This is a genomic window from Streptomyces sp. NPDC030840 (assembly GCF_055572015.1).
The window spans coordinates 43,499-52,359 of record NZ_JBVIEE010000036.1; the positions used below are offsets into that span (position 1 = coordinate 43,499).

Annotated in this window: 10 protein-coding genes; 7 read left to right on the forward strand and 3 right to left on the reverse strand. The window is 73.4% G+C overall.

All coding sequences use genetic code 11. The features are described 5' to 3' along the window. Window positions 1-146: 146 nt before the first annotated feature. The 4 genes from ACZ49J_RS42945 to ACZ49J_RS42960 all read left to right on the forward strand — a co-directional run bounded on the left by ACZ49J_RS42945 (window position 147) and on the right by ACZ49J_RS42960 (window position 3,732). Complete coding sequence (locus ACZ49J_RS42945) at window positions 147-1,583, forward strand: MFS transporter (RefSeq protein WP_467456671.1); 1,437 nt, start codon at window positions 147-149, stop codon at window positions 1,581-1,583. A gap of 82 nt (window positions 1,584-1,665) precedes the next feature. Beyond that, window positions 1,666-2,139, forward strand: a complete 474-nt coding sequence (locus tag ACZ49J_RS42950) for a DUF2771 domain-containing protein (RefSeq protein ID WP_467456670.1) — start codon at window positions 1,666-1,668, stop codon at window positions 2,137-2,139. Window positions 2,140-2,165: 26 nt separating this feature from the next. Continuing rightward, window positions 2,166-2,876, forward strand: coding sequence for a futalosine hydrolase (locus ACZ49J_RS42955; protein WP_467456722.1), 711 nt, complete (start codon window positions 2,166-2,168; stop codon window positions 2,874-2,876). Beyond that, window positions 2,851-3,732, forward strand: coding sequence for a 1,4-dihydroxy-6-naphthoate synthase (locus ACZ49J_RS42960; protein WP_467456669.1), 882 nt, complete (start codon window positions 2,851-2,853; stop codon window positions 3,730-3,732). The genes ACZ49J_RS42955 and ACZ49J_RS42960 overlap by 26 nt, the downstream gene beginning before the upstream one ends. Before the next feature lie 75 nt (window positions 3,733-3,807). On the opposite strand, the gene ACZ49J_RS42965 is transcribed toward ACZ49J_RS42960, so the two are convergent. Continuing rightward, window positions 3,808-4,191: a cold-shock protein gene (locus ACZ49J_RS42965; protein WP_467456668.1), complete on the reverse strand. Its 384-nt coding sequence runs from the start codon at window positions 4,189-4,191 to the stop codon at window positions 3,808-3,810. A 195-nt stretch (window positions 4,192-4,386) separates the two neighbouring features. On the opposite strand from ACZ49J_RS42965, the gene ACZ49J_RS42970 reads away from it, so the two are divergent. Beyond that, window positions 4,387-4,680: a hypothetical protein gene (locus ACZ49J_RS42970; protein WP_467456667.1), complete on the forward strand. Its 294-nt coding sequence runs from the start codon at window positions 4,387-4,389 to the stop codon at window positions 4,678-4,680. Here the strand turns inward: ACZ49J_RS42970 and ACZ49J_RS42975 are convergent. Next, a complete protein-coding gene (locus ACZ49J_RS42975; RefSeq protein WP_467456666.1) occupies window positions 4,662-5,303 on the reverse strand; it encodes an HAD family hydrolase in 642 nt (213 codons plus the stop codon). The genes ACZ49J_RS42970 and ACZ49J_RS42975 overlap by 19 nt on opposite strands. 126 nt (window positions 5,304-5,429) lie before the next feature. Here ACZ49J_RS42975 and ACZ49J_RS42980 point away from each other — a divergent pair, with 126 nt between their 5' ends. Continuing rightward, window positions 5,430-6,425 (forward strand): FecCD family ABC transporter permease, encoded by a 996-nt coding sequence (locus ACZ49J_RS42980; protein WP_467456665.1) that lies wholly within the window; start codon window positions 5,430-5,432, stop codon window positions 6,423-6,425. Then, on the forward strand, window positions 6,422-7,474 hold the full coding sequence (locus ACZ49J_RS42985; RefSeq protein WP_467456663.1) for a FecCD family ABC transporter permease: 1,053 nt from the start codon (window positions 6,422-6,424) through the stop codon (window positions 7,472-7,474). Before ACZ49J_RS42980 ends, ACZ49J_RS42985 begins: the two co-directional genes overlap by 4 nt. 13 nt (window positions 7,475-7,487) lie before the next feature. On the opposite strand, the gene ACZ49J_RS42990 is transcribed toward ACZ49J_RS42985, so the two are convergent. After that, complete coding sequence (locus ACZ49J_RS42990) at window positions 7,488-8,555, reverse strand: hypothetical protein (RefSeq protein WP_467456662.1); 1,068 nt, start codon at window positions 8,553-8,555, stop codon at window positions 7,488-7,490. Window positions 8,556-8,861 lie beyond the last annotated feature (306 nt).

Sequence of the window (8,861 nt, forward strand, 5' to 3'; positions counted from 1 at the left end):
CAGACCATCCGTGGCTGATCACCCCCACGCGGTGGAGCCGCATATCGACACAGCCCCGCGCCCTTGCCGGGGCGCGGCGCGACCCGCCGAAAGCCATCCGTGCCGGAACCGCACTAGCCGGGCCCGACTCGGGGCACTATGACGGAGTGGCAGCCGCGAGGTCGTCCCAGGGTGCTACCGGGGTCGGTGGGGCCAAGGGGAACAAGGGGAGCAGCCGGAATGGCGGATCGGGCCGGGTGACCGGAGCCGTCCGTTCCGTCGGGCATGCGCTGGGGTTCCCCGTGACCGGGACGGCGCGGGGGATCAGAAAGGCCACGCACGCGCACGGCGCCGGGGAGTCGGGGCTGGGCAAGCTGATCGAGCTGCACGCGGTCAACGGCGCCGGCGACGTCATGATCACCGTCGCGCTCGCCTCCACCGTCTTCTTCTCCGTGCCCACCGACGAGGCCAGGGGCCGCGTCGCCCTCTACCTCGCCATCACCATGGCGCCCTTCACCCTGCTCGCCCCGGTGATCGGGCCCCTGCTCGACCGGCTCCCCCACGGCCGCCGCGCCGCCATGGCCGGGGCCATGCTCGCCCGCGCCCTGCTCGCGCTGCTGCTGTCCGGTGCCGTGGTGACCGGGAGTATCGAGCTGTATCCGGCCGCCCTCGGAGTGCTGGTCGCGTCCAAGGCCTACGGCGTGGTCAGAAGCGCCGTCGTGCCACGGCTCCTCCCGCCCCGCTTCTCCCTCGTCAAGGCCAACTCGCGCGTCACGCTCGGCGGGCTGCTCGCCACCGGGGTGGCCGCGCCGATCGGGGCGGGGCTGCAGGCGGTCGGGCCCCGGTGGCCGCTCTACGGCGCTTTCGTGATCTTCATCGCCGGTACGTTCCTGTCCTTCTCGCTGCCGCACAAGGTCGACTCGGCCAAGGGCGAGGACACGGCGCTGCTCGCGGCGGACGCCGAGCACCTGCACGGGCCGCACCGCGCCCGCACGCTGAAGCGGCCGGGTCTGCGGACCGTCGGTATCGCCGTCACCCACGGTCTCGGCGCCAACGCCTCGCTGCGCTGCCTGTCCGGGTTCCTGATCTTCTTCCTGGCGTTCCTGCTGCGGGAGCACCCGCTGGCCGGGCAGAGTGCCGCGGTGTCGCTCGGCATAGTGGGCGTCGCGGCGGGCGCGGGCAACGCGCTGGGTACGGCCGTGGGGGCGTGGCTGAAGTCGCGGGCGCCCGAGATCATCATCGTGACCGTCGTCGCCGTCGTGCTGGGTGCCGCGATCATCGCGGCCGTCTTCTTCAGTGCCGTCCTCGTGGCCTTCCTCGGCGCGGTCGCCGGTTTCGCGCAGGCCCTCGCCAAGCTGTCGCTGGACGCGATGATCCAGCGGGACGTCCCGGAACAGGTCCGTACGTCCGCGTTCGCGCGCTCCGAGACGCTGCTGCAGATGTCCTGGGTCCTGGGCGGCGCCATCGGCATCGCCCTGCCCCTCAACGGCGTCCTCGGTCTCTCCGTGGGCGCCGGGATCGTGGCCGCGGGATGGCTCACGACCGTCCGGGGGCTGCTCCACTCGGCCCGGCACGGCAGCAGGACCACAGCGCGGGTGACCTGAGAGGGCCGGAGGGCCCCGCTCGCACGGCACGCCACGCACCCCTCGTGGAGGGGCCGCCCGGCATGCCAGATAGCCTTCGGCCATGACCTCCCTGCGTTCCGAAGCGCGCCGACGCCGCGCCGTCGCCACCCTCGGCGCCGTGTCCGCCGGCCTTCTCGTCCTGTCGGCCTGCGACAAGCCGACCCCGCTGGCCACCGTCACGGTCGGCGACAACTCGGTGAGCTCCGAGACCGACTGCTACGGCGACGGCAAGGCCGTGGCCACCGAAGAGCTCCAGAAGTGCCTGAAGGCCAAGGACATCAAGTCCATCGACGTCGACCCGGACGAGACGGTCCGCTTCGGCGTCGACCCGGAGATCGCGGACAAGGGCTGGACGCTCCTCATGAACGGTCAGCCGCTGACCGACGCCAGCAAGAAGACGTACCGCACGATCCCCGGCAGCGTGTTCTTCAACGCCCAGTACGGCGCGCAGGGCAACACCACGGTCGTCTCCATCCAGCAGGGCGAGACCAAGGTCTCCGGGCTGTGGTCCTTCAAGCTCAAGAAGGACGCCTGATCGCTGCCGCGGGGCCGCGCGTGCTCGTGGCCACCGCGGTCCCGGCGGAGAGGGACGCGGTGGCCGGGGCGTTCGGGAGGCCGGCACACGAGGTTGCCCTCCCCTCCGTGACGCTGCACCGCGTCGGCGACCGGTACGACCTCCTCGCCGCCGGCGTCGGCCCCGCCCTGGCCGCCACCTCCACCGCCACCGCGCTCACCGCGGCGGCCCTGAGCGGCACGCCGTACGGCCTCGTCGTCTCCGCCGGCATCGCGGGCGGGTTCCCGCCGGACGCGCCCCCCGGGTCCCTCGTCGTCGCCGACGCCGTCACGGCCGCCGATCTGGGTGCCGAGACACCCGACGGCTTCCTCCCGGTCACCGAACTGGGCTTCGGCACCGTCCACCACCGTCCGCCGCAATCACTCGTACGAGAGGCCGCGGCCGCCACCGGGGCACTAGTCGGAACGGTACTGACCGTGTCGACGGTGACCGGCAGCGCCGCACGCGCCGCCGAGCTGCGTGCTCGCCACCCCCGCGCCCTCGCCGAGGCCATGGAGGGCTTCGGGGTCGCCGAGGCGGCCGCCGCGCACGGCACGCCCGTGCTGGAGCTGCGGGCCGTCTCCAACCCCGTCGGCCCCCGCGACCGGGCCGCCTGGCGCATCGGGGACGCCCTGGCCGCGCTCACCGAGGGATTCGGGAAGCTCGCGCCCGTACTGGAGAGTTGGACCTCGCATGAACGCGCTGAACGAACCCCGTGACCCCAGTGACCCCCTTGGTCCGCTGAAGATCGCCTACTCGCCCTGCCCCAACGACACCTTCGTCTTCGACGCCCTCGCCCACGGCCGCGTGCCGGGGGCGCCCGCGCTCGACGTGACGTTCGCGGACATCGACATCACCAACGGCATGGCCGAGCGCGGCGAGTTCGACGTGCTGAAGGTGTCGTACGCGGTGCTGCCGTACGTCCTCGACGAGTGGGCGCTGCTGCCGTGCGGGGGCGCGCTGGGCCGGGGCTGCGGACCGCTGGTGCTCACCAGGGAGCCGGGCGTCGAGCTCGCCGGGCGTACGGTCGCGGTGCCGAGCGAGAGGTCGACGGCGTATCTGCTGTTCCGGCTGTGGGCTGCGGACGTGGTGCCCGGCGGCGTCGGGGAGATCGTGGTCATGCCCTTCCACGAGATCATGCCGGCCGTACGGGACGGGAAGGTCGACGCGGGGCTCGTGATCCACGAGGCACGCTTCACGTACCGGAACTACGGGCTGCACAAGCTCGCCGACATGGGCGAGCACTGGGAGCGCACGACCGGACTGCCGATCCCCCTGGGCGCGATCATCGCCAAGCGCGCGCTGGGCGCCGACGCGCTGCGGCTGCTCGCCGAGTCCCTCCGCGCGTCGGTACGGGCCGCGTGGGACGACCCGGAGGCCTCCCGCCCGTACGTCCTGGAGCACGCCCAGGAGATGGACCCGGCGGTCGCCGACCAGCACATCGGGCTGTACGTGAACGAGTTCACCGCCGACCTCGGCGAGGACGGTTACGCGGCGGTACGGGGCCTGCTCACCCGTGCGGCGGCGGAGGGCCTGGTACCGGCACTCGGGCCGGGCGCCCTGGACTTTCCCTGAACCTGACCACGGGATCGCACACGCGTGCTCCGGCCGAGGGGCTGGTGCCGCCCCTCGGCCGGAGCACGCTCGTTCTCAGACGTCCAGCTGGTCCGCGACGGCCCGCAGCAGGCCCGCGATCTTCTTGCCGGAGGCCTTGTCGGGGTAGCGGCCCTTCTCCAGCATCGGAGTGATGTTCTCCAGAAGCGTCGTCAGGTCCTGGACGATCGACGCCAGTTCGTCCGGCTTCCTGCGGGTCGCGGCCGCGACCGACGGTGTCGGGTCCAGGATGGTCACCGAAAGCGCCTGGTCACCGCGCTGCCCGGCGACGACGCCGAACTCCACGCGCTGGCCCGGCTTCAGAGCATCTACTCCGGCGGGCAGGACCGAGGAATGGACGAAGACATCGCCGCCGTCGTCGCGGGAGAGAAAGCCGAAGCCCTTCTCGCTGTTGAACCACTTGACCTTGCCGGTAGGCACGTCTGTCCTCGTCCTCGTTACTCGTCGGAAACTGCGTCTGAAAAGTGTGCTCGGTGTGATCCGGGCGTACGGAAACCGCTCTGTACAGCAGGAGAGCGGGCCGCCGGGACCCGCTGGTACCAAGGCTAGTGCTCCGGGGCCGGGTGACAAGACGTCACCCGGCTGTTCCCTCGCGCTGGGAACTACCCTGGTCGGGTGCGTGACAAAACCCAAACGAATTCCGCCGAACCAGGTGACAGGTTGATCCGTGCCGGTTCCGTCGTGTTCTTCCTCGGTGCCGTGGCCACTCTCGTCACGGTGGCCCCGCTGTTTCTCGGAACGACGCCTTTCCCGACGTACATGTTCGGGCTGAGCATGCTCATGGGCGTCGGCTTCCTGATCGCCGGGGCGGGCGTCCTCCAGTCGATCGCGGCGGGCCGCCGCCGTGCCCGCGGCACGAGCACGAGCGCCGGCACGGCGACGGGCGGCGGTCAGGCCGCCGCGCGGTAGTCCGCCAGCCAGGCCGGGAACGCGGTCAGGTCCGGAAGGACGGCGTCCGCGCCCGCCTCGCGCAGCGCCTCCGCCTCGAACGGCCCGGTGGCCACGGCCAGGGAGTACGCCTCGGCCGTGCGCGCGCCGCGTATGTCGCCGGTGTGGTCGCCGACGTACACGGACGCGCCGTGTTCGCGCAGCGCCAGGGCCTTCTGCTCGGCCCACAGGTCGCCGATCACGGCGTCGGGCTCGATGCCGAGGTGTTCCAGGTGGAGCTTGGCGTTGGGCTCGTACTTGGCGGTGACGACGATCGCCCGGCCGCCCTCCTCCTGGACCGCCCGGATCGCCTCACGCGCGCCGGGCAGCGCGAGCGTCGCGGTGATGGCGACTGTGGGGTACATCTCACGGTAGAGGTCGGCCGTGGCCGCGACCCGCTCCTCGGGGAACCAGTTCGCCAGCTCCTCCGCCAGGGGCGGCCCGAGCCTGGTGACCACCAGGTCGGCGTCGATGTACGTGCCCGTCCGCTCGGAGAGCGCCCGCATGCAGGCGTGGATGCCGGGGCGCGAGTCGATCAGGGTCATGTCGAGGTCGAAGCCGATGGTCGGCGCGGGAGAGGTCGTCGAGGCCGTGTGGGTCGCCATGGGGGTCATTGTGCCCAGCCCGCGCGGCGCTTGATCCGCTTGTCCACACCCCGGCACACCCACCGCACATCCGGCCCATAGACTCAGGTGAGCCTCACCTCCCCCCTCCCCCACCCCGGAGCCCCCATGCCCGCCGCCCGACGCGTCCTCGTGATGACGGCGGCCGTCGTGGCGCTGGCCCTCGCGGTGCTGCTGAGCCTCGCGGTCGGCGCCCGCGCCCTGGCTCCCTCGGCGGTGCTCGACGCGCTGCTGCACGGCGGGGACAGCGACGCCGCCGACGTCGTACGGAGCCTCAGGCTGCCCCGCACCCTCGTCGGGCTCATGGTCGGGGCAGGCCTCGCGCTGGCCGGAGCCGCCCTCCAGGGCATCACCCGCAACCCCATCGCCGACCCGGGCATCCTCGGCGTCAGCCAGGGCGCGTCGGTGGGCGTCGTCCTGGCCATCGCCTTCGCCGGGGTGCACACGCTCACCGGCTACGTCTGGTTCGCGTTCGCGGGCGCGGGGCTGGCCTCGGTCGTCGTGTACGCGATCGCGTCGAGCGGGCGGGGCGGCGCGACCCCGGTGAAGCTGGCCCTGGGCGGGGCGGCGGTCAACGCGCTGCTGGTGTCCGTGACGACGGCCGTCCTGACGACGAAGGCGTCCGCACTGGACGAGTTCCGGTTCTGGCAGGTGGGTTCGCTGGCCGGCCGCGACGCGGACCTCGTGGCGCAGGTGTGGCCGTTCCTGGTGCCGGGGGCCCTGCTCGTGCTGTCCGTCGCACGGGGGCTCGACGCGCTCGCGCTGGGCGACGACGTGGCGCGGGGGCTGGGGCACCGGGTGACCACCGTACGGGTCGTGGGCGGGCTCGGCGCCACGGTCCTCACCGGCGTCGGCGTGGCGGCGGCCGGCCCGCTCGCGTTCGTGGGCCTCGCCGTCCCGCACCTGGCCCGCGCCCTCGTCGGCCAGGCCCACCGCTGGGTGCTGCCCCTGTCGGCGTTCCTCGGCCCCACGATGCTGCTGGTCTCCGACACCGCCGGCCGGGTCCTCTTCCCGCCGGCCGAGGTCCCGGCGGGCGTGATGACCGCGCTGATCGGGGTGCCGTTCCTCGTCTTCCTGGTACGCGGCAGGGCGGTGCCCGCATGACCGTCCTGGACCCGGCCGGCTACACGGTCGTTCGAGCGGGCCGTTCCTCCGTCCTCCTGCACCGCAGGGCCACGCTGGTGGCCCTGGCCCTGACCGTGCTCCTCGCGGCGACGAGCCTGGCGTACCTGTGCGTGGGCGAGCGGTTCGTACCGCCGGGAGAGGTCCTGAAGGTCCTCACGGGGCAGCCCTCGTCCGCCGAACTGATCGTGGGCACGCTGCGGGAGCCGCGCCTGGCGGTGGGCCTCCTGGTGGGCGCCGCCTTCGGCGTGGCGGGCGGCCTGATCCAGACGGTCGCCCGCAACCCCCTCGCCAGCCCCGACGTGATCGGGATCAGTCAGGGTGCGAGCGCGGTGACGGTCGCGGCGATGACGTTCGGGGTGACGTCGTACGCGGTCCTGCCGTACCTGTCGGTGGCGGGCGGCCTGGTCGCGGCCGCCCTGGTCTACGTACTGGCCTGGCGGGGCGGTCTGCAGGCGACCCGCTTCGTCCTGATCGGCATCGGCTGCGCCATCGCGCTCCGCTCCGTGACGACCCTGCTGATGACCAAGGGCGACTACCTGGTGGCCCAGCAGGCGCAGATCTGGATGACGGGTTCGCTGAACGGCCGGGGCTGGGCCGAGGCGCGGCCCCTGGGCTGGGCGCTTCTCGTCCTGCTGCCGGCGGTGGTGTGGGCGGCCCGGGCGCAGCGGACGGTCGGCCTGGACGACGAGACGGCCGTCGCGCTGGGCGTACGGCTGGGCCGGGTACGGCTCGGTCTGGTGGCCCTGGGTGTGGTGCTGGCCTCGACGGCGACCGGAGCGGCCGGCCCGGTGGACTTCGTCGCCCTCCTGGCCCCCCAGATCGCCCGCCGCCTGACGCGCACGCCCGAGATCCCCCTCGTCTCCTCGGCCCTGCTCGGAGCCTGCGTCGTGGTGCTTGGGGACCTGCTGGCGCGCCGCCTCTTCTCTCCCACGGAACTGCCGGTAGGGGTGCTGACGGCCGCGGTGGGGGCCCCGTACCTGATCTGGCTGATCATCCGCAGCCGTACGGTGCGCGCTGCGGGGGCGTGACCGCGTCGGTGCCCTACCGCCGGCGCTGGGAACGCCAGAGCAGGTAGAGGGCGGAGGCGACGGCCGCGGCGCGCAGGGCCCAGGGCCAGGTCTCGCTGACCGCGTCGTTCAGGTGCCCCTCGGCGATGGGGTCGCCCCAGCGGCCCTCCGTGCGCCCCCATAGCCAGACGATCCAGGCGGCGCCGACCGTTCCGGGGACACCCAGGACGGCCCACTTGGACTCGCTCGGGGTGAGACGGCGGGACAGATAGGCGATCAGCCAGCCGAGTGCGAGCGGAACGAGACTGCCGACGACGGCGCCCGCGACGAGGAGGGCGGCGGCGAGCAGAAGCAGGGGGTTGGTCCAGCCGCCCCCGGGCCGCACCCGCGGCACGACCCGCCAACGGCCACGCCGAACGCCCGCCTGCCCCTCGGCGCGCTCCTCTTCGTCGCCTCCGTCGCTCTGTCCGGCCTTCTCAAGGCTGGGCGCACCCGGCTTCGGTTCGGTCTCAGGGGACGGCTTGGGCTTCTCCGGAGGGGGCTTCAGCAGCTCGGGAATCTCCACGCCCCCCACGAACCCGGGCACGCTGTCGCCGAGGTCGAAGTTGCTCCCGTGCAGACCGCCCTGCGGCCGGGCCAGAGGGTTGCCGTCCACCCGCCACCAGTCGGCCTGCGAGGCGCTGTCGCCGAGCTCGTCGAGTCCCGCGAGGTGGGGCGGGGTGGGCCCGTCGTCCGGGGCCGGCGCCGGCGCGGGATCGGCGGGCCGCGGCCGGGGCACGACCCGGCGCAACCGCTTGGGCCGCTCCTCCGCCTCCGCCTCCCGCTGAACCGGCACGGCCGCCGGGGGCTCCTGCGGCACCTCCGCCCCGCCACCGGACCCGCCCGCGGAGGCCACGACCTCGTCCGGGGTGCCGAGACGCGCGAGGATCCGGCGCACCGCGGCCGGACTGTCGACCGTCGCCTTCGCCCGGCGCCGGTCGATCTCGTTCCGCAACTCCGCCACGAGCCGCATCCGCGCCGCCGACGGCAACTGCCGCTGCTGAGCCAGGTCTCCGACCCGGCTCAGATACTCGAAGACGACCTGATCACTCTCAATCCCCACGAAGTCCCCTCCGGGGCGGCTGCATCACGTAGGCGGTCCCCCAGACGGTACCGCGCTCCACCGGCCCCGCCGCCCTGGTGGGCGGGGACGTGGGGGCGCAGCCCCGCAAGGGGCGCGGGGCTGTGTCGATCTGCGGCTCCGCCGCGCGGGCGCGACCAGCCACACACAACCCGCTACCACCGATGGGGGTACGGGGCACAGCCCCGCAAGGGGCACAGCCCCGCAAGGGGCACAGCCCCGCAAGGGGCACAGCCCCGCAAGGGGCACAGCCCCGCAAGGGGCACAGCCCCGCAAGGGGCACAGCCC

What these genes read in the sequence shown, in the direction of transcription:
- ACZ49J_RS42950 (WP_467456670.1), top strand. Translation starts at nt 1,666, where the DNA reads ATGACCTCCCTGCGTTCCGAAGCGCGCCGACGCCGCGCCGTCGCCACC.
- ACZ49J_RS42960 (WP_467456669.1), top strand. Translation starts at nt 2,851, where the DNA reads ATGAACGCGCTGAACGAACCCCGTGACCCCAGTGACCCCCTTGGTCCG.
- ACZ49J_RS42975 (WP_467456666.1), bottom strand. Translation starts at nt 5,303, where the DNA reads ATGGCGACCCACACGGCCTCGACGACCTCTCCCGCGCCGACCATCGGC.
- ACZ49J_RS42980 (WP_467456665.1), top strand. Translation starts at nt 5,430, where the DNA reads ATGCCCGCCGCCCGACGCGTCCTCGTGATGACGGCGGCCGTCGTGGCG.
- ACZ49J_RS42985 (WP_467456663.1), top strand. Translation starts at nt 6,422, where the DNA reads ATGACCGTCCTGGACCCGGCCGGCTACACGGTCGTTCGAGCGGGCCGT.